We start from the raw sequence: 20044 nt of genomic DNA on the forward strand, positions 1-20044 counted from the left end.
TTACGTCCATCCGGGTGGAGAGGTCAAGGCGTCACGGAGCTGTTTCAGCCCGGTAGGCGGCCCGCAACGTGAAGGGTCGACGCTTCCCCCGCGCAGGTTCGACGGTCGCTCTCGCACGAAAGGGGACCTCGTGGACACGACACGCATCGGTCTGGACTCGGGTGCCGAACTCGCTCTATCCCCACGAGTCCGATCCTGGCTACGACGCAGGTCCTGGCGTGCCGACGACTGGACCGCCTCTCAGTTGGCCGCCCTCAAGGGTGAGCGCACCGTCAGTGTCGTCATCCCGGCACGGGACGAGGAGGAGACGGTGGGACAGATCGTGCGCACGATCCGCACGGCGCTGATGGAGGAGGAGCAGCTCGTCGACGACGTCCTGGTGGTCGACTCTCGGTCCCGTGACAACACGGCGCGCGTGGCGGCCGAGGCCGGCGCGCGGGTGGTGGCGCAGGACGCCGTGCTGCGTCCCCTGCCCGACATGCACGGCAAGGGCGAGGCCCTGTGGAAGGGGCTCGCCGCCACCGACGGCGACCTCGTCGTCTTCGTCGACGGCGATCTCTACGACTTCACGGCGGGCTACGTCATCGGCCTGCTCGGTCCCCTGCTCACCGACCCCGGCGTGGACTACGTCAAGGGGTTCTACCACCGGCCGCTGGTCAACGGGGCGCACACCGACGCCGACGGCGGCGGCAGGGTGACCGAGTTGGTGGCCCGCCCCCTGCTGAACATGTACTGGCCCGACCTCGCGGGCTTCGTGCAGCCCCTCGCGGGCGAGTACGCGGGCCGGCGGGACGTGTTGGAGAGCATCCCGTTCGTCACGCACTACGGGGTCGAGGTCGCGCACCTCATCGACCTGTTGCGCTGGCGCGGGCTGGACGCGCTCGCCCAGGTCGACCTCGGGATGCGCACCCACCGGCATCAGAGCACGCAGGCGTTGGGCCGGATGGCGGGCCAGATCATGCTGACGGTCATGGACCGGCTCGACCGCAGTGGGCGACTCGTGACGCAGGAGGCGCCGTCGACGCTGCTCGCGCAGTTCCGCCGGGGCTCGGTGGCCGGCGGCGCCGACCGGGAACTCATGGTCACCGACCTTGCGGTGAGGGAGCGCCCGCCGCTGCGCACCGTGCTTCCCCCGCGTTCCGCCGGGTAGCCGACCGGGGAGGCCGCCGTGTACGCGATGGCGCGCGATGAGTGGTGGTCTTTCGCCTCGGAAGGGACGAGGACGGGCAAGCTCGCCGTGGTGACGGCCCGCGGCGCCCCCCACGTCACCCCGGTCTGGTTCGTCCTGACCGACCACGACGGGGACGCGTTCGTGTTCACGACCGGTGCCGACAGCGTCAAGGCACGCGCGCTGCGGCGCGACCCTCGCGTGTGCATGGTCGTGGACGACCAGCGGCCGCCCTTCGCGTACGTGCAGTTCACCGCCGAGGCCGACGTGTCCGACGACGTGACGGACATGGTCACCTGGGCGAGGCGGATCGGCGAACGCTACATGGGCGCGGAGCGGGCCGAGGAGTTCGGCAGGCGTAACGCCGTGCCCGGCGAACTGCTGGTGACGGCTCGCGTCACGAAGGTGCTGGCGTACGCCGCGATCGCCGACTGAGCCCGGCGCGGGTTTGATGGCCGAAAAGCGCGGCAACACCCGTCTCGATCGGAGGTGCTGCTCGTGGTCGAACGGCGACGAAGAGTACGGAGGCTGACCTCGGCGGTCGCGGACCGCTGGCCCGAGCGCTGGCCGCTGCGGCCGTTGCCGCGGCAGGACTGGGGTGGGCAGCGGCCGACCGTGGGCGGGGCCGACCCCGCGGTGATCGAGGCGGCCGTCAAGCGCGCGCAGGCCCGCCCCTCGGGCAACTGGTTCGTCGTCGCCGATTCCCGGCTCGTGCGTGCCGATCGCCCCTACGGCATGACGATCGCGGGCCGGGAGCTGGTGGCCTGGCGCGACGAGCACGGCCGAGCGGTCGTCGGCTCCGGGATCTGTCCCCATCTCGGGGCCCCGCTGGCGCAGGGCCGCGTCGTCGACCACCGGCTGGTGTGCCGGTGGCACGGACTCGCGGTGCCCGCCTCGGGGCTGCCCGGATGGGGATGGCACCCGCTGCCCTCCCACGACGACGGCGTGCTCGTGTGGGTGCGACTCGACGACGTCGACGGCGAGCCCCCCACGCCGCGCCCCGTGGTGCCCGAACGCCCCTCCCCGGAGGGGGCCTTCTCGGCGGTGGCCCGGCTCGACGGCGTGTGCGAGCCCGTGGACGTGGTGGCCAACCGGCTGGACCCCTGGCACGGCGCGTGGTTCCACCCTTACTCGTTCACCAGGCTGCGGGTCGTGGAGACCCCGGCGGTGGACGCGACGAACGGCCGGGACAGGTTCGTGGTCGACGTGACCTTCCGGGTCGGGCCCCGGTTCGGGGTGCCGGTGCGCGCGGAGTTCACCTGCCCCGAACCGCGCACCGTGGTCATGCGCATCACCTCGGGCGAAGGCGCGGGCAGTGTCGTGGAGACGCACGCGACCCCGCTCGGTCCCGGATCGGACGGCCGGGAGCGGTCGGCCGTGATCGAAGCGGTCGTGGCCACGTCCCCGCGGCCGGGTTTCCTCCTGGCGCGCAGGCTCGCGCCCGCGCTGCGGCCGCTCGTCCGCAGGACGGCGAGGCGGTTGTGGCGCGACGACCTGGCCTACGCCGAACGCCGTTACGCCCTGCGCCGCACCGACTGACGGCGCACTGGGGGCTCGATGTCCTCGGGGGAACGGTCGGGGTCGGTGAGTTGCGGCCGGTCGGACGACGGCCACACGTACGGCAGGTCGTCGGGCACGTCGGGGAAGACGGGACGGTAGTGCTCGGGGTCCTTGCGCACCAGCGCCGACCGGTGACTGCGGTGAAAGGCCTCGTCCCCGAACCACGGGGGCAGCTCGTGCGCGGCGGCCAGGGCGTCCTGGTCGCGCACGGTCGTGATGCCCAAAGCCCCGGCGAGGTCGGCCACGAGCTTTCCCGCGCACGTGTCGGCGCGGCCCTGCGCGGTCCAGTACTCGCACATGGTGAGCCCGTAGCGGGTGAGCGCTTCCTCGTAGCCCGCCCACATGCGCACGGCGGGATGGCGTCGCCAACCGTGTCCCGGCACGGTGAGCGCCCGCAACACCTGGAGCGCCTCGACCCGCTGCTTGCCGAGTCGCCGTCGGTCCAGCACCCGCGCGGTCGCGGCGAAGTCGGGATACGGAAGGAACGTCTGCACTCGGGCCTCCTCACACCGTGGTGGCCTCGTCGACGACCTTCTCGGGGCGGGGACCGAAGCGGGCGGCCAAGGCTCGCAGGACCGCGTTGCGTCCCCGGACGGGAACGGTGACCACGTCGTGTCCGGCGGCGCCCCAGCTCGCGAGGAGGTGGTTCGCCGCCAACCAGCCGGTGGTCGCGGCCCGCTCCATCAACGCCACGGGCAGATCCACCCGGACACCGTCGCCCGCCAGCGCCAATCCCGGCACCGGCGTGCCGACACCGGGGCGGACGGCGAAGGAACCGGGCGGGAACAGCGGACAGTCGGACCGCCACAGGACTTCCTCCGCGACGGCCCGCGCCGCCGTGGTCTCCGGATACACCTCCCGCAGCCGCCGCCACAGCCGGGCCCGCGTGTCACGGCGTACCTCGGCGTCGTCCCCGGCGACGACGGAGTAGGCGTGCAGCTCGACCACCGAGCCGCCCGTACGCGCGGCCCACGCCGCCGCGTCGGCGTCGTAGCGGTCGAGCACGCTCACGTTGTCCAGCGGGGGACTGCCGCCCGTGGCGAGGAACGCGGGCCGCCTCCGGTCGACGGGCCGGTCGAGCCAGGCCCGGAGCACGCAGAACGGGGGCGCGGTGGCCAGGTTCGCCACCCGCTCGCGCCACCACGGGGGACCGAGACCGGCCGAGGCCGCCACCACGTCCCGCAGACCGGGGACGTCGGCTGCCAGCACGACGCCGTCGGCCGGGATCGTCTCCGCGCCCGCGTGCACGCGGAATCCCTCGCTCGTGCGCTCGATCCGGTCGACGGAGAGCCCGGTCCGCACCCGGACGCCGTGGGCCGTCAGATAGGCGGCCAGGGGCTGCCACAACGTGTGGAACGGCCGGCTCGGGACGTCGAACACCAACCCCTCTGCCGAGCCGAGGAAGTACAGGTGGAACATCACCGCCAGCTCGGCGGCCGACAACCGCTCCGGGGGAGCGAAGAAACTCCGGGAGAAGACGTCGAACGCCAGGTGCCGGGCCGGGGCGGGAAACCGCACGCGGTCCAGGAACGCGCGGGCGTCGAGGCCGTCGAGGGTGGTGTAGACGTCGGGCACGCGGACGTCGGTCAGGGGCAGGGCCTCGCGGGCCGCCACCCGCAGCAGACCGGACACGCCGAACGTCGGGCTCCGTAGGGCGAAGGCGAGGGCGTTCCACGGCGGTGTGCGCGGAAGCCCCCGGAAGGAGTCCAGCCGGCCGTGGGCGTCCACGAGCGGGTAGTCGGCCACGGGACGAAGCACCGCCAGATCGGGGTCGGCACGGGCGAGCAACGCCCGCAGGTTGTAGTACTGGCGGAAGAACGCGTGGAAACCACGGCTCATGCCGGCGCGGTGCCCGTCGGGCAGCGCCACCGTCCACCCTCCCACCCGGCCCCCGAGATACGGCTGTCGCTCGACGAGATCGACGGCGACCCCGCGTTCGGCCAGTCCGGTTGCGGCGGCGAGCCCGGCGATCCCGCCGCCCACCACCACGACGCGACGTCGCGGCGACACCGTGGGCGCACCGGGCGGGGCCGCGATCGTGTGGCGCCGCCGGTCCCGGCCGAGCCGCGAGGTCACGGCGCCCCCCGGTGGTCCGAGGGCGGAACGGTGGCCGTGACGGTGTGCAGGATGCCGCGCTGCCAGCCGCTCGTGGTGCCGTGACGGACCTCGGGGTAGCCGGCGGCGAGCAGGCGCCGCTGCAGCCGTTCGGGGGAGTCGAAGCCGCGCGCGCTGCGCCAGAGGTACCGGTGCAGGCGGGTGTCCCGGCTGATCAGCCATGCCGCCGGGATGACGATCGTCCAGCACACCGCCGTCCACCTCAGCCGGGGAAGCGGACGTTCGGCGAGGCTGTAGTCGTGCAGGACGAGCACCCCTCCGGGCCGCAGGAGCCGACGCAGGGTCGCCAGCGTGGCGTCCGGGTCGACGACGTTGCGCAGCAGGTAGGCCGCGAACACCGCGTCGAACGGACCGGACGCCGCGGGCACCGGCAGGTCGTCCACGGCGGCGTGCACGAACCGCACCGAGCCCGGCCACACCTTGCGCCGTGCGATCGCGAGCATCCCCTCGGAGGCGTCCACGGCCACGACGTCGGGATCGACGAGCGTGGCCAGCAACGCCTCCGTCGACGCGCCGGTACCGCACCCGGCGTCCAACACCCGAGCGCCCGGCCCCACCGTCCGGGCCACGACCCGCGCGGCGGACCGCAGATGCGCGTGATAGCCGGGGTTGAGGCCGACGAGCCGGTCGTAGTCCCGCGCGGCGCGGTCGAACGCCGCGGGCACCGCGTGACGCGGCAGGTCCGTTCCCGCGGTCATGAGGCGCACTCCCGCCGTTCGGCTCCGAGCCACGCCAGCAGCACCGCGGTGACGAGGCTGAACCCGAACAGGAAGTCCTCCACCGGGATGTCGAAGGGGAAACGCAGCCCCGAAAGGTGGGCGGGGTCGTAGACGACCACCGGGTCGGACAGCTTCGTCAACCAGCCGTCCACCGGCACCTGGAAGGCCAGCACGATCGCCATCGTGATCCAGTACGCGCGGCGCCGGAACAGCCCCGTGCGCAGCCACGCCAGCTCGGCGACCACCACGGCGACCACCGAGGCCAGCGCCGGGACCGTGTAGCCGAGGCCGTTCACTTCCGCTCACCCACCCGCGCTCGGTGCGTGGCCCCGATCCGGCGCACGGTCTCGAAGGTGAGCAACGCGCACAGTGGGATCGTCACGAAGAACAGCACCTCCTCCAGGGGAACGGCGGGCGCGAGCCACACCCCCACCGTGTGGACCGGGCTGATCTCCCACACCCCCGCCGCGATGGCCACCACGTCCCACGCCAGGAACAGCAGCGCGGGTGCCAGCGCGCGGAGCAGCCGGTGAGGTCGCCGATACACCCGCGCCCCGGCGAACTCCAGCGGGAGCGTGACGGCGAGACAGGCCGCGAGCGCGAGCGCGTAGTGCCACTGATCGGGTGGGGCGGACATCAGTTCCCCTCCTTCGCGGTCGGGGCGAGCCGCACGTGACGGCGCAGGGGCGCGCTCCGGCGGGGCGGCCCGACCCTGGTGCGCACCACCGTGCCGGTGGCCAACGCCACCCTGCGCGCGGTGCTCACCACGGCGCGTCCCGCGAAGACGTCGTAGCCCGTCTCCGCGATCACGTCGAGGATGCGGGAGTACAACGTGAACGCGGTCGCCACGCACGGCCGGGACTCCGGTCGCAGCAACGCGATGCCGGGCCAGGCACGTCGATAGACGCGGCGGGTGCGTTCCACCTGGTCGGCGATGGCGCGGCGCACCCTCGGCTCGGCGTAGCCCACCGTGCGGCACCACGTCAGCAGGTCGCGGTCCACGCCGTACGCGGCCAGCTCGTCGGCGGGCAGGTAGACGCGGCCCCGGTCGAGGTCCTCGGCCACGTCGCGGAGGAAGTTGGTGAGCTGGAAGGCCGAGCCGAGTGCGGCCGCGTGGGGAGCGGCCTCCTCGGGGGCGCTCACGGTGCCCAGCACGGGCAGCAGTTGCAGGCCGATGACCTCGGCCGAGCCGTGCACGTACTCCTCCAGGGCCGCGCGCGTGGGATAGCTCGACGTGGTCAGGTCCATGCGCATCGACCGCAGGAACCGCGTGAACAGGTCGGGATCGATGTCGTAGCGCGTCACCGTGTCCGTCAGCGCGGCGAGCACCGGCTCGTCGCTTCGGCGCTCGGTGAGCGCCGTACGCAACGCCGTGTCGAGTGAGGACAGCCGGGCGGCGGCCTCGTCGGGGGGCAGGTCCCCGTCCACGATGTCGTCGGCGTGCCGGGCGAAGCCGTACAGCGCGTGCACGGCGGGCCTGCGGGGCGCGGGCAGCAACCGCGTCGCGAGGAAGTACGTGCGTCCGTGCCGGGCGTTGAGCTCGCGACAGTGCGCGTAGGCGGCCCGCAGCGGGGGCTCGGTGACGTGGGCCGCCGCGAGTTCCCGGTGGACCACACCGCGCGGGGCGCCGTCGTGGTGGGCGAGCACGGTCGCCACCGTCATCCGGAGACGTTCGGCGACACCGCGCGATCGGTGGCGGTGCGGGTGTCCTCGGCACCGACCACGTCTCGGGGCTCGGCCTCGTGACCGGGCAGTCCCGGCGTGCGGCGGTCGCGCTTGAGGCTCGCCTCGTACGCGTGCCGCTGCCCGGCGGTGAGTTTCCTGGCCTCGTCGGCGAAGTCTCGGAACACCCCGTAGTAGGTGTCCTCGTAGTCCTCGACCACCTGGTAGGTCCACCGCCCCGGCAACACGTTGCGGCCCAGGAGTTCCCGGTCCAGCCGCGTGGCGAGTTCGGTGTGCCCGGCGTCGCGCAACATGCCGATCGCCTCCTCCAACGCGAAGTCGGCCGTGCCGGTGAGCCGGTGGAACGCGTAGAGGTGACCTCGTGCTTCCTCCACCGCCTCCAGCGCCTCGGTCAACTTGCCCACGGCGCGCACGGTGGCGGTGTCGGGCTGCGATGTGTGCGTCATAGGCGCTCGGGTACCCGCAGTGTGCACTCACGATGCGCGCCGGAGACACCGGCGCCGCCGGAATTGCCCGGAGGTGACACCCATGAGCACGGTCTTGAAGGCTGTCGACGTGGACGTCCCACTGTCCACCGCCTACAACCAGTGGACCCAGTTCGAGTCGTTTCCCGAGTTCATGGAGGGCGTCGAGGAGGTCCGGCAGCTCGACGACACCCACACCCACTGGGTGACCCGGGTGGGAGGGGTGAAGCGCGAGTTCGACGCGACCATCACCGAGCAGCACCCGGACGAGCGCGTGGCCTGGACCTCCAACTCCGGTCCGACCCATGCCGGTGTCATCACCTTCCACCGGCTCGATCGGGACCGCACCAGGGTCACGGCGCAGATGGACATCGACCCCGACGGGTTTTTGGAGAAGGTCGCCGACCGGACCGGCATGTTGGAGCGGCGCATCGACAGCGACCTGCACCGGTTCAAGGAGTTCGTCGAAAGCCGGGGCCGGGAGACCGGGAGCTGGCGCGGCGACGTGCCGCACCCGCCGACGGCGTAGCCGTCGCCGAGGGCGGGTCGCGCGCGAGCGCTCCCCACGGCGCCCGCACCGCGGGTGAGGTGTTGATCACAGCGGGTAGGTCGATCACGCCGCGTCCGGGGTGCTCGTCCTCCACTCCGACCCCGCCGGACCCGCATGGTTGAGGCGTCGGAACCGAGTGTGACCCACGTTTCTTAATCGATTCGCCTGTTCGGCGGGCGTGGGGCAGCTCTCGTGTCGGGGTACTCGGATACCCGCTGGCCAGCACGCTAGGGTGGCTGGTGGAACCCGAAGAAGTGTCAGCCCGGTTACGGCCGGGCGGAATCCCGAGGAGAGCAGAGCAGTGACGGTTCGCGTAGGCGTCAACGGCTTCGGCCGGATCGGCCGCAACTTCTTCCGCGCCGTGCAGGCCAGCGGCCATGACATCGAGATCGTCGCCTTCAACGACCTCGGTGACGTCGCCACGATGGCTCACCTGCTCAAGTACGACAGCGTCCTGGGCCGGCTGAGTGAAGAGGTCTCCGTCACCGACGAGGGCATCGTCGTCGGCGGTAAGACGATCAAGGCTCTCGCCGAGAAGGACCCCGCCAAGCTTCCGTGGGGCGACCTCGGTGTCGACGTGGTCGTGGAGTCCACCGGCTTCTTCACCAAGGCCGAGGCCGCGAAGGCGCACATCGACGGCGGCGCCAAGAAGGTGATCATCTCCGCGCCGGCCAAGGGTGAGGACCTCACCGTCGTCCTCGGGGTCAACGACTCCGCCTACGACGGGTCGCAGACCATCATCTCCAACGCCTCCTGCACCACGAACTGCCTCGCGCCGCTGGCGAAGGTGCTGCACGACGAGTTCGGCATCAAGCAGGGCCTGATGACCACGGTCCACGCCTACACGCAGGACCAGAACCTGCAGGACGGCCCGCACAAGGACCTGCGTCGCGCCCGCGCCGCCGCGCTGAACGTCGTGCCGACCTCCACCGGCGCGGCCAAGGCCATCGGCCTCGTGCTGCCCGAGCTGAACGGCAAGCTCGACGGCTACGCGCTGCGCGTTCCGGTGCCCACCGGCTCGGCCACCGACCTCACCGTGACGCTGGAGAAGAGCGCCACGGTCGAGGAGATCAACGCCGCGTACAAGGCCGCCGCCGAGGGCCCGCTGAAGGGCATCCTCCGCTACAGCGACGAGCCGATCGTGTCCTCGGACATCGTCACCGACCCGGCCTCGTGCATCTACGACGCGCCGCTGACCAAGGTCATCGACAACCAGGTCAAGGTCGTCGGCTGGTACGACAACGAGTGGGGCTACTCCAACCGCCTCGCGGACCTGGTGAAGCTCGTCGGCTCGAAGCTGTCCTGACGCCATGGCGGTGAAGACTCTCGACGACCTGCTCGGTGAGGGCGTGAAGGGTCGGCGCGTGCTGGTGCGCGCTGATCTGAACGTCCCGCTCGACGGGGAGAAGATCACGGACGACGGTCGGGTCCGTGCCGCGCTGCCCACGATCCGCTCGCTCTCCGAGGCCGGAGCGCGGGTGATCGTGGCCGCCCACCTCGGCAGGCCCAAGGGCACCCCGGACCCCGCGTTCTCGCTGCGGCCCGTGGCCGCCCGGCTCGGTGAGCTGCTCGGCACCGAGGTCACCCTGGCCGGTGACGTGGTGGGCGACAAGGCGAAGGCCGCGGTGGAGTCGCTGGGCGACGGCGACGTCGTCCTGCTGGAGAACGTGCGGTTCGACCCCAGGGAGACCAGCAAGGACGCGGACGAGCGCGCCGAACTGGCGCGCGAGCTGGCGGCCCTGACCGGAGAGCACGGCGCGTTCGTCTCCGACGGGTTCGGTGTGGTGCACCGCAAGCAGGCCTCGGTCTACGACGTCGCGCGCGTTCTGCCCGCCTACGCGGGTGGGCTCGTGCTCGCCGAGCTCGATGTCCTGCGGACCCTGACCGGCGACCCGGAACGCCCGTACGCCGTCGTGCTCGGTGGCTCCAAGGTCTCGGACAAGCTCGCCGTCATCGAGGCGCTGCTGCCCAAGGTCGACCGGCTCCTGGTCGGTGGCGGGATGTGCTTCACCTTCCTCGCCGCCCAGGGACACGGTGTCGGCTCCTCGCTGCTGGAGACCGACATGGTCGACACCTGCAAGCGGCTGCTGGCGGAGGCGGGCGACAAGCTCGTGCTGCCCGTGGACTTCGTGGTGGCCGACGCCTTCAGCGCGGACGCCAACACCCGTACGGTTCCCGCCACCGGCATCGAGGAAGGCTGGATGGGGCTCGACGTCGGTCCCCAGACGGTGGCCGCGTTCGGTGCCGCGGTCCGCGACGCGCGGACGCTGTTCTGGAACGGCCCGATGGGCGTGTTCGAGATGGCGCCGTTCGCCGCGGGCACCAGGGGAGTGGCCACCGCGATCGCGGAGTCCGAGGCGTTCAGCGTCGTCGGTGGTGGCGACTCCGCCGCCGCCGTGCGTCTGCTGGGACTGCCGGAGGACGGCTTCTCGCACATCTCCACCGGAGGCGGGGCGTCCCTGGAGTACCTGGAGGGCAAGGACCTGCCCGGTGTCGCCGTGCTGAGTGAGGAGCGCTGATGGCCCGCAAGCCGCTGATCGCAGGCAACTGGAAGATGAACCTCAACCACCTTGAGGCCATCGCTCTGGTGCAGAAGATCGCGTTCTCCCTGCCGGAGAAGTACTACGCGAAGGTGGACGTGGCGGTGCTGCCGCCGTTCACCGATATCCGCAGCGTGCAGACGCTGGTCGACGGCGACAAGCTGCTGCTCACCTACGGTGCGCAGGACCTGTCGCCGCACGACTCCGGCGCCTACACCGGCGACGTGTCGGGCCCGATGCTCGCCAAGCTCGGCTGCACCTACGTGGTGGTGGGTCACTCCGAGCGGCGCGAGTACCACGCCGAGACCGACGAGATCGTGAACAAGAAGGTCCGTGCGGCCCTCAAGCACGGCCTCAGCCCGATCCTCTGTGTCGGCGAGAAGCTCGACGTGCGCGAGGCGGGCGGTCACATCGAGCACACGACCTCGCAACTCCTCGCGGCCCTGAAGGGACTCAAGGCCGAGCAGGTGGAACGCGTCGTTGTGGCCTACGAACCGGTCTGGGCCATCGGCACCGGCCGGGTCGCCACGCCCGCCGACGCCGAGGAGGTGTGCGCCGCGTTGCGGTCCGCCCTGGCGGACAAGTACGGTGCCGAACTCGCCCAGCAGATCCGCGTGCTCTACGGCGGGTCGGTCAAGTCGAGCAACGTGGCAGATCTCGTGAAGTGCGACAACGTCGACGGAGCCCTCGTCGGCGGGGCGAGTCTCGACGGCGAGGAGTTCACCAAGCTGTGCGCTCTCGCCGCCGGCGGCCCGCTCCCCTGACAGGGTGGCGTTTACGCTACCCTTGAGGTTCCCGCCACACGCTGTACACAGAGGATGACATGGAACTGTTCCTGCAAATTTTGTTGATCGTCTCCAGCGTGCTGCTCATCATCGCGGTGTTGCTGCACCGTGGTCGCGGCGGCGGGCTGTCGTCCCTGTTCGGTGGCGGTATGCAGTCGAGCCTTGCGGGTTCGAGCGTGGCCGAGAAGAACCTCGACCGGATCACGCTCGGACTCGGGGCGGTATGGGTGATCGCCATCGTGGGGCTCGGCCTGCTGATGAAACTCTGATCGACGTTGGCGTGCGAGGAGCGTACGTCAACTCATCTGGTGGGGTGACAATTTCATGGTTGGCGGTAACGCGATTCGAGGCACGCGGATCGGAGCGGGCCCGTCCGGTGAGACGGAGCGTGGGGAGGCCGCTCCGCGTCGCCGGGTTTCCTACTGGTGCGCCAATGGGCACGAATCGCGTCCGTCGTTCGCGATGGACGCGGAGATCCCGCAGGAGTGGGACTGCCCTCGGTGCGGTCTTCCGGCGGGGCTCGACAAGGAGAATCCTCCTGCGGCCCCCCGCACGGAGCCGTACAAGTCCCATCTGGCGTACGTGAAGGAACGTCGTAGTGACGCCGACGGCGAGGCCATCCTGGCCGAGGCGTTGGAACGGCTACGGCGCCGTCGAGGCGAGAGCTGACCAGCTCGGCCCGCCCCTTCGGGCGGCCGGAGACGACAACAGCACACGAGGAAACCACGAAGGCCACCTTTCCTGCGCCAGCCGCAGGGAAAGGTGGCCTTCACTTGCGCGGGAAAAGTGGCCTTCGTGGTCAGGTGAACGGATAGCAGGCGTGGATGTGGAAACCGCCGTCGTCGGTGGTCTCGGTCTCGAACTTGCCGCCCAACAACTTGGCGCGTTCGGCGAGCCCCGCGAGCCCGTAACCGCCCCCGCGGGGCAGCGCGGGGTTACGCCGCGACCGGGGTTTGTCGTTGCGGACGTCCACGCACACGGTGTCGCAGGTGGCCGAGACGTTGACGAACGCGGTGGCGCCGGGCGCGTGCTTACGGACGTTGGTGAGCCCTTCCTGCACCGTCCGATAGGCCGCTGCCGACACCTGTGCGGGTAGGGATGTCGGCACGTCCTTCACCGTGACCCGCACCGGAACGCCGGCGTTCTCGACGAGGTCGTCGAGGTCACGGAGATCGGCCTGGACCGCCATGTCGGCGCCCGACCGCAGCACTCCCACGAGCCCTCGGAGTTCTTCCAACGTGCGCGTGCTGAGTGCGCGGATCGTCTCGGCGGTCTTCTTGGCGTCGTCGTCGACGTTCGCCGCCGACAGCGCCCCCGCCTGCATGGCGATGAGCGTGATGTCGTGGGACACCACGTCGTGCATCTCTCTCGCGAGCCGAGCGCGTTCCTCGGCCCGCACCGCTTGCGCGTGCAGTTGCCGTTCCCGGTCGCGGCTTTCCGCCAATTCCGACAGCCGGGTGGCCAGTTCCGTCCTCGCCGCGATCAGCAGGCCGATCGCCACGGGCATGCCCGCCACGATCACGCCGTAGATTGCGTCGAGAATGTGCATCCGCCAGGTGAGGTCGACGAAGTCCTCCAGTGGCCAGAGCACGAAGCGGCACAGCCACACCAGTCCGGCGGCGGTCCACATGTGCCAGTGGAACGGCTTTCGGGTCGCCAGCGACCCCAACGCGAACATGGCCGCCAGTTGCGCCCAACCCGCGAAGAATCCGGGGACGGTGAGAACGACCGCCGTGAACGGCAACGTGCGGCGCAACAGCAGAGCCGCGCAAGCGGCCGCGGAGAGATAGACCGAATACGACGGTGCTTCCTCGGGAACCACCAGCCACACGTCGAGTATCGCGATGACGACGAACGCGATGTCCGTCGCCGCTGCCGTGACGGCGGGATATCTCGACAGCACATGCGACCGGAGGGACAGCGCCGCGGTGCGTTTTCGCGGCGGGTCGGCAGTCCCCGAGCTAGGACCGCTGACCGGGACTCCGGTAAGGGAGATTCCCTGTGTGGTCATTGGTTTCGACCTCTCGTCTTGTGGACTCGACACAGAGAGGTTTCTGCGGCCCGTCGAGGAGCGCAACCCCCGTACCGTGTGCGCTTGCAACGAAACGCGCGGGACACGTGTAGTTCACGTGTCCCGCGCGTCGTGGTCGTTTCAGCGAGTGGTCTGGGCCTTCGCCGCGGCGGCTTTGTCGAGAAGCCAGACGGTGCGCTGCTTTCCGCGGGCTCCCGCCACCGGCAGGCTCACCGGATCGGCGCCGGCCAACGCGAGGGCGACCGCGTCCGCCTTGGCCTCACCCGAGGTGAGCAGCCACACTTCCTCCGCCGCCCGAATGGCGGGGAACGTCAGCGACAGTCGTGTGGGCGGTGGCTTCGGGCAGTCGCGTACGGCCACGACCGACACCCGGTTCTCCCCGGCGGCGGGGGAGTTCGGGAAAATCGACGCCGTGTGGCCTTCGCCCCCGAGGCCGAGCAGGAGTACGTCGAACGAAGGCACCTCCGCCGCTCCGGTCGCCGTGCTGGCCGAGCGAGCGGCCGCGGCGAGGGTTTCCGCGTAGGCCGCGGCGGCCGCGTCCGGGTCGTCGCCGAAGGCGCCGTCGGAGGCGGCCATCGGGTGGACTCGGGACTCGTCCACCGGTACGTGGTCCAGCAGCGCCTCACGCGCTTGCTTTTCGTTGCGTTCGGCGTCGTCGGCGGGAACGAAGCGTTCGTCGCCCCAGTAGACGTCCAGCCGGGACCAGTCCACGGCGTCACGGGCGGGGCTACGGCGAACCTGCTCCAACACGGCGATACCCGTACCACCGCCGGTCAGCACGACCGAGGCCGAACCCTTGCGAGCCTGCACGTCGGCGAGGGCGGCGATCAGGCGTGCCGCGGCGGCCGCCGCGAGGACGTCCGCGTCGGGGTGGACGACGACGGTGGTGTCGGTGCCGGAAGTCCCACTCATGCCTTCGCCTCCTTCTCCTCGGCCTCGGCCTTCGCCTTCGTCCGCGGCTTCGTCTTCGTCCCCGCCTTCGGCGTGGCCTCGGTCTTCGGTGTGGCCTTGCTCGGTTTCGAGTCGGTGGCGTCCTTCGTCTCCCGCGTGGTCTTCGAGGGTGACGTGCGGTTCTTACGTGCCGCCCCGCCGCCCGCGGTGACGGAAGGCCTGGCGGGCTTGCGCGCGGAGGAGAACTTGCCGAGCCCCCGCAGCGCGGCCTCGTAGACCTCGTCGGGGTCGAGCCTGCGCAGTTCCTCGATGAGGCAGTCACGGGTGCCGCGCCGGTGTAGTGCGATCCGCCGAGCGGGCTGCCCCGGTTGGGTCAGCGTGCCCGTCTTGCCGTCGGGACGGTAGAGCTCGATGGGGCCCGACGGCCGTTCGAGACGGACCGCCACGATGCCCTGGGCCTCGGTGGTCTTGATGCGCTTCACCGGCACGTTCAGGTACTCGGCGAGCCATCCCGCGAGCAACTCCGTGGAGGGCGAGTCGGCCTCGCCCGTGACCGACGCGCTGGTGATCGGCTCGTAGGGCGGCAGGTCGAGTGCCGCCACCAACTGCGCGCGCCAATTGGTCAACCGCGTCCACGCCAGGTCGGTGTCACCGTCCACATAGAACTTGCTGCGGGTGGTCAGCGCGCGGATGGGGTTGGTCTCGGCCGCCGAGTCCGTGATCCGGCGTTGCGCGAGCTGGCCGAGCTGGTCCTTCGCGGGGGCTTTCGGTCCCTTGCCCGGCCACCACGTGACGGTCGGCGTGTCGGGCAGCAGCAGCGGCACCACCGCGCTCCGTCCCTGGTTCGCGAGAGGCCCGTACAGGCGCAGCACGATGACGTCACTCGCTCCCGCGTCCCCACCGACCCGGATCTGGCCGTCGATGCGGGGAGCGGCCGTGCGAGCTCCCTTGGCCACCACGATGACCCGCGACGGGTGCTCGCGACTCGCCTCGTTGGCCGCGTCGATGGCGTCTTCGAGCTGGTCGTCGTCCTCCGCGGCGATCACCAGCGTCAGCACCCGGCCCAGGGCCACCGCACCGCCACGCTCACGGATCTCGACGAGCTTCTTGTTCAACTGCGACGTCGTGGTCGACGGCAGATCGATGATCATCGAAGTCTCCTGTGTTGATCCCCGGCGACCGCTCGGCCGGTGTCGGTCACGGACGCCTCCCGCGGTGTCATGCGGGACACCCGCACCCGGTCGGCGCTCGTGACCGTTCGGCCAGTATCGGTCACGGACGCCTCCAAGTGCGGCCCGTGCGGGCCATCATCGCCTCCGCCGACGGCGGCCCCCACGACCCCGGCTCGTACGGTTCCGGCGCGCCGAGCTTGGCCCAGTGTTCGAGCACCGGGTCGAGAATCTGCCAGGACAGCTCGACCTCCTCGTTGCCGGGGAACAGCGACGGCTCGCCCAGCAGTACGTCGAGGATCAGTCGTTCGTAGGCCTCGGGCGAGCTCTCGGTGAACGCGTGCCCGTAACCGAAGTCCATCGTGACGTCGCGGACCTCCATCGTGGTCCCCGGCACCTTCGAGCCGAAGCGCATCGTCACGCCCTCGTCGGGCTGGACCCGGATCACCAGCGCGTTCTCCCCGAGTTCCTCGGTGGACGTCGAGTCGAACGGCAGGTGCGGGGCCCGCTTGAACACCACGGCCACCTCGGTGACCCGCCGTCCCAGTCGCTTGCCCGTGCGCAGGTAGAACGGCACGCCCGCCCAGCGGCGGTTGCGCACCTCCAGCGTCACGGCCGCGTACGTCTCGGTGGTGGAATCCTTCGGGAATCCCTGTTCCTGGTGCAGGCCGGGAACCTTCTTGCCGCCCTGCCATCCCCCGGTGTACTGGCCTCGCGCCGTGGTCTCGTCGAACGGCCCCACGGCCTTGGTGGCCCCCAGCACCTTCACCTTCTCGGCGCGCAGCGCCTGGGGATCGAACGACACCGGCTCCTCCATCGCCGTGAGGGCGAGCAACTGGAGCAGGTGGTTCTGGATGACGTCGCGGGCCGCGCCGATGCCTTCGTAGTACCCCGCCCGACCACCGAGACCGATGTCCTCGGCCATGGTGATCTGCACGTGGTCGACGTAGTTGGAGTTCCAGATCGGCTCGAACAACTGGTTCGCGAACCGCAGGGCCAGGATGTTCTGCACCGTCTCCTTGCCGAGGTAGTGGTCGATGCGGAACACCGATTCCTCGGGGAAGACGTCGTTGACGATGGCGTTGAGTTCCCTGGCGCTTTGGAGGTCGTGCCCGAACGGCTTCTCCACCACGACCCGTCGCCACACGTCCTCACTGGACTCCGCGAGCCCGCAGCGGGCGAGCTGCTTGGTCACCACGGGGAACGCCCACGGCGGGATGGACAGGTAGAACGCGGTGTTGCCGCCGGTACCGCGTTCCTCGCTCAGCTTCTTCACGGTCTCGGCGAGCTGGTCGAACGCGGCGTCGTCGTCGAAGGACCCCTGGACGAACCTGATGCCCTCGGCGAGCCGGTTCCACACCGACTCGCGGAACGGCGTTCGCGCGTGTTCGGCCACGGCGTCGTGCACCTGCTGGCCGAAGTCCTGATGCTCCCATTCCCGGCGGGCGAAACCGATGAGCGAGAACCCCGCGGGCAGCAGACCTCGGTTGGCGAGGTCGTAGATCGCGGGCATGAGTTTCTTGCGCGACAGGTCGCCGGTGACGCCGAAGATCACCAGGCTCGACGGCCCGGCGATCCTCGGCAGCCGCTTGTCACGCGGGTCACGCAGCGGGTTGGTCCAACCTTGCCTCATCGAGTGAGCTCCTGTACGGCTCGGACCACGTCCGCGAGGCCCGCGGCCCGGTCGGTGAGGTGCAGCCGGAGCACGGGCCTCCCCGTGTCGGCCAGCACCTGCCCGTCACCGAGGGCCTGGGCCAGCTGCAACGTGCTGAGGGTGTAGGGGCGCCCCGGCACGGCGATGTCCTCCTCGACCGCTCCCGTGATCTGGAGGAAGCTGCCGTTGCGGTGACCGCCCTTGTGGTACTGCCCCGTGGAGTGCAGGAAGCGAGGCCCCCAACCGAAGGTGGTCTGCCGTCCCGAACGCCGTGCGAGCTCGCTCCGCAGCACGGTGGCGGACGCGTCATCGAGCCGGTCGAGATAGGCCTGGACGGCGAGGTAGCCGCCCTCGGCGACCCCGTCGACGAACTCGCGCAACACGTCGGTGAGCGTGCCGGTTCCCGCGTCGCCCACCGGGCCGTAGACCTCCACCGGGCCGATCACGGCCGTGGGCTCCTCGGTGCCGGAGAGCGCGTGCGGGTTGTCGAGCAATGCCCGCGCGGCCTTCTTCGCGGCCTCCACGTCGGGCTGATCGAACGGGTTGATGCCGAGCAGCCTGCCCGCCACCGCCACGGCGTACTCCCACAGCAGGAACAGGGCGCCGAGGGAACCGGTGGTCGAGACGGCCGACCCCGCCACCGACGGACCCACCGCCACGGCGGTGGCGTCCGGGCCCGCGTCCGCGAAGCCGGGTGCGGTGGGGCTTTCGACCACCACGGGCAGCAGGCCGGTGCCCTGCTTGCCGGTGGACTCGGCGATGAGCTGCTCGGCCCAGTCGCCGAACCCGGCGATTCCGGACCCGGTGTCGGCGAGCACGACCTTCTCGGCCCCGGCGTCGTGCGCGGCGGCCAGCGCGGCGGCCAGCCGCAGCGCGGGGTTGTCCGGGGAGTCGGAGGACAGCGTCTCCGCCACGCCCGCGGCCTGGTCGAGCAACCGCGCGACGTCCGCACCCGCCAACCCTGCGGGCACGAGGCCGAACGCGGTCAGCGCGGAGTACCGGCCACCCACGTGCGGGTCGGCGAGGAAGACCTTCCGGTAGCCCTCCGACTCGGCGAGCTCCGCCAGCGGCGATCCGGGGTCGGTGACGACGATCATCCGCCGCGCGGCGTCGATCCCGGCCTTGGCGAACGCCTCCGCGAAGATGCGCCGATGGCTGTCGGTCTCCACGGTGGTGCCGGACTTCGACGACACCACGAGCGCCGTGCGTTCGAGGTCACCGGCGAGGGCGTCGGCCACCTGGCCCGCGTCGGTGGTGTCCAGCACGGTCAGGGGCACGCCCTCGGTGCCGGTGATCACCTCCGGCGCGAGCGACGAACCACCCATGCCCGCGAGGACAATCCGGTCGACGCCCTCCGAACGCAGTTCCGTCCGCAGCGCCTCGATCTCGCCGATCAGCGGTCGCGAGCTCTTGTGCAGCGTCGTCCACGCCAGGCGGATCGACGCCTCCGATTCGGCCTCCTCGCCCCACAGCGTCGCGGTCTGGGCGGTGAGCGCGCTCGCCACCCGGTCGGAGACGAGCTTGTCCAGCAGCGGTCGCGCCGCGTCGGCGAGAGCGGCGTCGGTGATATCGACCGTCGTGCGTTCCGTCATCAGTTCCGTGCCTTCGCCGAGTCCAACTGGCCGCGAACCGTGTCGAGCAGTTCGGCCCAGGACTTGTCGAACTTCTCCACACCCTCGTCTTCGAGCGTGCGGAAGACGTCGTCGAGGTCGATGCCGACGGCGACGAGCCGGTCGAACACCTGCTGCGCCCGCTCGGCCGTGCCCGTCACGGTGTCACCCTGGATGTTCGCATGATCCGCGACCGCTTCGAGGGTCTTTTCGGGCATCGTGTTGACGGTGCCCGCGACGACGAGCTCGTCCACGTACCGGGTGTCGGAGTAGTCCGGGTTCTTCACCCCGGTGGAGGCCCACAGCGGGCGCTGCGGGTTGGCCCCCGCCGCCTTGAGCGCCGCCCAGCGCTCACCGGCGAACAGCTCCTCGTACGCCGCGTAGGCGAGCCGGGCGTTGGCGATGGCGGCCTCGCCGCGCAGGGCCAGCGCCTCCTCGCCGCCGATGGCCTCCAGGCGCTTGTCCACCTCGGTGTCGACGCGGGAGACGAAGAAGGACGCCACCGACTGGATTTTCGACAGGTCGTGCCCATTCGCCTTCGCCTGTTCGAGGCCGTCGAAGAACGCCTCGATCACGGCGCGGTAGCGCTCCACCGAGAAGATCAGGGTCACGTTGACGCTGATGCCGTCGGCCAGGGTCCGCGTGATGGCGGGCAGGCCCTGCTCGGTGGCCGGGATCTTGACGAAGATGTTGGGCCGGTCGACCGTCTTCCACAGTTCCTCGGCCTCGGCCACGGTCTTGTCGGTGTCGCGGGCCAGACCGGGGTCGACCTCGATCGAGACGCGACCGTCGAGGCCGTTCGTGGCGGTGTAGATGTCGCGGAAGAGGTCTGCGGCCTCGCGCACGTCGCTGGTGGTCAGTTCGCGGACGGCGGCGTGCACGTCCGCGTCGCGCGCGGCGAGTTCCCGGATCTGCTCGTCGTACGACTCACCCTTCGACAGGGCGTTCGCGAAGATGGTCGGGTTGGTAGTGACCCCGACGACGTGCTTGTCCCGGATCAGCTCCGCCAGGTTGCCGGAGCGCAGCCGCTCCCGCGACAGGTCGTCGAGCCAGACCGACACCCCCGCCTCGGAGAGTTGGGCCAGTTTGTTCGTGTTGCCCATG

Annotated in this window: 22 protein-coding genes; 9 read left to right on the forward strand and 13 right to left on the reverse strand. The window is 70.8% G+C overall.

What is annotated here, in order from left to right; all coding sequences use genetic code 11:
* Positions 1–130 precede the first annotated feature (130 nt).
* The 3 genes from SACGLDRAFT_RS08615 (at position 131) to SACGLDRAFT_RS08625 (ending at position 2707) form a co-directional block, all read left to right on the forward strand.
* Positions 131–1150, forward strand: a complete 1020-nt coding sequence (locus SACGLDRAFT_RS08615) for a glucosyl-3-phosphoglycerate synthase (RefSeq protein WP_005463682.1) — start codon at positions 131–133, stop codon at positions 1148–1150.
* Between the two features lie 27 nt (positions 1151–1177).
* Complete coding sequence (locus tag SACGLDRAFT_RS08620) at positions 1178–1603, forward strand: PPOX class F420-dependent oxidoreductase (RefSeq protein ID WP_040919744.1); 426 nt, start codon at positions 1178–1180, stop codon at positions 1601–1603.
* A 63-nt stretch (positions 1604–1666) separates the two neighbouring features.
* On the forward strand, positions 1667–2707 hold the full coding sequence (locus SACGLDRAFT_RS08625) for a DUF5914 domain-containing protein (RefSeq protein WP_005463690.1): 1041 nt from the start codon (positions 1667–1669) through the stop codon (positions 2705–2707).
* Here the strand turns inward: SACGLDRAFT_RS08625 and SACGLDRAFT_RS08630 are convergent.
* The 7 genes from SACGLDRAFT_RS08630 to SACGLDRAFT_RS08660 are packed head-to-tail and all read right to left on the reverse strand — an operon-like array spanning position 2683 to position 7691.
* Positions 2683–3222: an MSMEG_6728 family protein gene (locus tag SACGLDRAFT_RS08630; RefSeq protein ID WP_005463692.1), complete on the reverse strand. Its 540-nt coding sequence runs from the start codon at positions 3220–3222 to the stop codon at positions 2683–2685. The genes SACGLDRAFT_RS08625 and SACGLDRAFT_RS08630 overlap by 25 nt on opposite strands.
* 10 nt (positions 3223–3232) lie before the next feature.
* Positions 3233–4804 (reverse strand): FAD-dependent oxidoreductase, encoded by a 1572-nt coding sequence (locus SACGLDRAFT_RS08635; RefSeq protein WP_005463694.1) that lies wholly within the window; start codon positions 4802–4804, stop codon positions 3233–3235.
* Positions 4801–5541, reverse strand: a complete 741-nt coding sequence (locus SACGLDRAFT_RS08640; protein WP_005463696.1) for a class I SAM-dependent methyltransferase — start codon at positions 5539–5541, stop codon at positions 4801–4803. The genes SACGLDRAFT_RS08635 and SACGLDRAFT_RS08640 overlap by 4 nt, the downstream gene beginning before the upstream one ends.
* A complete protein-coding gene (locus SACGLDRAFT_RS08645; protein ID WP_005463699.1) occupies positions 5538–5858 on the reverse strand; it encodes a lycopene cyclase domain-containing protein in 321 nt (106 codons plus the stop codon). Before SACGLDRAFT_RS08645 ends, SACGLDRAFT_RS08640 begins: the two co-directional genes overlap by 4 nt.
* On the reverse strand, positions 5855–6199 hold the full coding sequence (locus SACGLDRAFT_RS08650; protein WP_005463704.1) for a lycopene cyclase domain-containing protein: 345 nt from the start codon (positions 6197–6199) through the stop codon (positions 5855–5857). The genes SACGLDRAFT_RS08645 and SACGLDRAFT_RS08650 overlap by 4 nt, the downstream gene beginning before the upstream one ends.
* Positions 6199–7224 carry a phytoene/squalene synthase family protein gene (locus tag SACGLDRAFT_RS08655; RefSeq protein WP_005463706.1) on the reverse strand — a complete coding sequence of 342 codons (1026 nt, stop codon included), beginning with the start codon at positions 7222–7224 and terminating at the stop codon, positions 6199–6201. The genes SACGLDRAFT_RS08650 and SACGLDRAFT_RS08655 overlap by 1 nt, the downstream gene beginning before the upstream one ends.
* Positions 7221–7691: a hypothetical protein gene (locus SACGLDRAFT_RS08660; protein WP_005463708.1), complete on the reverse strand. Its 471-nt coding sequence runs from the start codon at positions 7689–7691 to the stop codon at positions 7221–7223. Before SACGLDRAFT_RS08660 ends, SACGLDRAFT_RS08655 begins: the two co-directional genes overlap by 4 nt.
* Before the next feature lie 82 nt (positions 7692–7773).
* On the opposite strand from SACGLDRAFT_RS08660, the gene SACGLDRAFT_RS08665 reads away from it, so the two are divergent.
* The 6 genes from SACGLDRAFT_RS08665 (at position 7774) to SACGLDRAFT_RS08690 (ending at position 12253) form a co-directional block, all read left to right on the forward strand.
* On the forward strand, positions 7774–8238 hold the full coding sequence (locus SACGLDRAFT_RS08665) for an SRPBCC family protein (protein ID WP_005463711.1): 465 nt from the start codon (positions 7774–7776) through the stop codon (positions 8236–8238).
* Positions 8239–8560: 322 nt separating this feature from the next.
* Positions 8561–9565, forward strand: a complete 1005-nt coding sequence (gap, locus tag SACGLDRAFT_RS08670; protein WP_005463714.1) for a type I glyceraldehyde-3-phosphate dehydrogenase — start codon at positions 8561–8563, stop codon at positions 9563–9565.
* A gap of 10 nt (positions 9566–9575) precedes the next feature.
* Complete coding sequence (locus tag SACGLDRAFT_RS08675; protein ID WP_198283559.1) at positions 9576–10778, forward strand: phosphoglycerate kinase; 1203 nt, start codon at positions 9576–9578, stop codon at positions 10776–10778.
* Positions 10778–11563 carry a triose-phosphate isomerase gene (gene tpiA, locus SACGLDRAFT_RS08680; protein WP_005463718.1) on the forward strand — a complete coding sequence of 262 codons (786 nt, stop codon included), beginning with the start codon at positions 10778–10780 and terminating at the stop codon, positions 11561–11563. Before SACGLDRAFT_RS08675 ends, tpiA begins: the two co-directional genes overlap by 1 nt.
* 59 nt (positions 11564–11622) lie before the next feature.
* Positions 11623–11853, forward strand: coding sequence for a preprotein translocase subunit SecG (secG, locus tag SACGLDRAFT_RS08685; protein ID WP_005463719.1), 231 nt, complete (start codon positions 11623–11625; stop codon positions 11851–11853).
* A gap of 55 nt (positions 11854–11908) precedes the next feature.
* On the forward strand, positions 11909–12253 hold the full coding sequence (locus SACGLDRAFT_RS08690; protein ID WP_005463720.1) for an RNA polymerase-binding protein RbpA: 345 nt from the start codon (positions 11909–11911) through the stop codon (positions 12251–12253).
* 130 nt (positions 12254–12383) lie between these two features.
* On the opposite strand, the gene SACGLDRAFT_RS08695 is transcribed toward SACGLDRAFT_RS08690, so the two are convergent.
* The 6 genes from SACGLDRAFT_RS08695 to tal all read right to left on the reverse strand — a co-directional run bounded on the left by SACGLDRAFT_RS08695 (position 12384) and on the right by tal (position 20043).
* Positions 12384–13595 (reverse strand): sensor histidine kinase, encoded by a 1212-nt coding sequence (locus SACGLDRAFT_RS08695; RefSeq protein ID WP_005463722.1) that lies wholly within the window; start codon positions 13593–13595, stop codon positions 12384–12386.
* 141 nt (positions 13596–13736) lie between these two features.
* On the reverse strand, positions 13737–14528 hold the full coding sequence (gene pgl, locus SACGLDRAFT_RS08700) for a 6-phosphogluconolactonase (RefSeq protein ID WP_005463723.1): 792 nt from the start codon (positions 14526–14528) through the stop codon (positions 13737–13739).
* Positions 14525–15658: a glucose-6-phosphate dehydrogenase assembly protein OpcA gene (gene opcA / locus SACGLDRAFT_RS08705; protein ID WP_005463724.1), complete on the reverse strand. Its 1134-nt coding sequence runs from the start codon at positions 15656–15658 to the stop codon at positions 14525–14527. The genes pgl and opcA overlap by 4 nt, the downstream gene beginning before the upstream one ends.
* A gap of 121 nt (positions 15659–15779) precedes the next feature.
* Positions 15780–17309 carry a glucose-6-phosphate dehydrogenase gene (gene zwf, locus SACGLDRAFT_RS08710; protein ID WP_005463725.1) on the reverse strand — a complete coding sequence of 510 codons (1530 nt, stop codon included), beginning with the start codon at positions 17307–17309 and terminating at the stop codon, positions 15780–15782.
* Positions 17306–18922, reverse strand: a complete 1617-nt coding sequence (locus SACGLDRAFT_RS08715) for a glucose-6-phosphate isomerase (protein ID WP_005463726.1) — start codon at positions 18920–18922, stop codon at positions 17306–17308. Before SACGLDRAFT_RS08715 ends, zwf begins: the two co-directional genes overlap by 4 nt.
* Complete coding sequence (gene tal / locus SACGLDRAFT_RS08720) at positions 18922–20043, reverse strand: transaldolase (RefSeq protein WP_005463727.1); 1122 nt, start codon at positions 20041–20043, stop codon at positions 18922–18924. Before tal ends, SACGLDRAFT_RS08715 begins: the two co-directional genes overlap by 1 nt.
* Position 20044 lies beyond the last annotated feature (1 nt).

Origin of the sequence: Saccharomonospora glauca K62 (assembly GCF_000243395.2) — a bacterium.
Classification (GTDB): domain Bacteria; phylum Actinomycetota; class Actinomycetes; order Mycobacteriales; family Pseudonocardiaceae; genus Saccharomonospora; species Saccharomonospora glauca.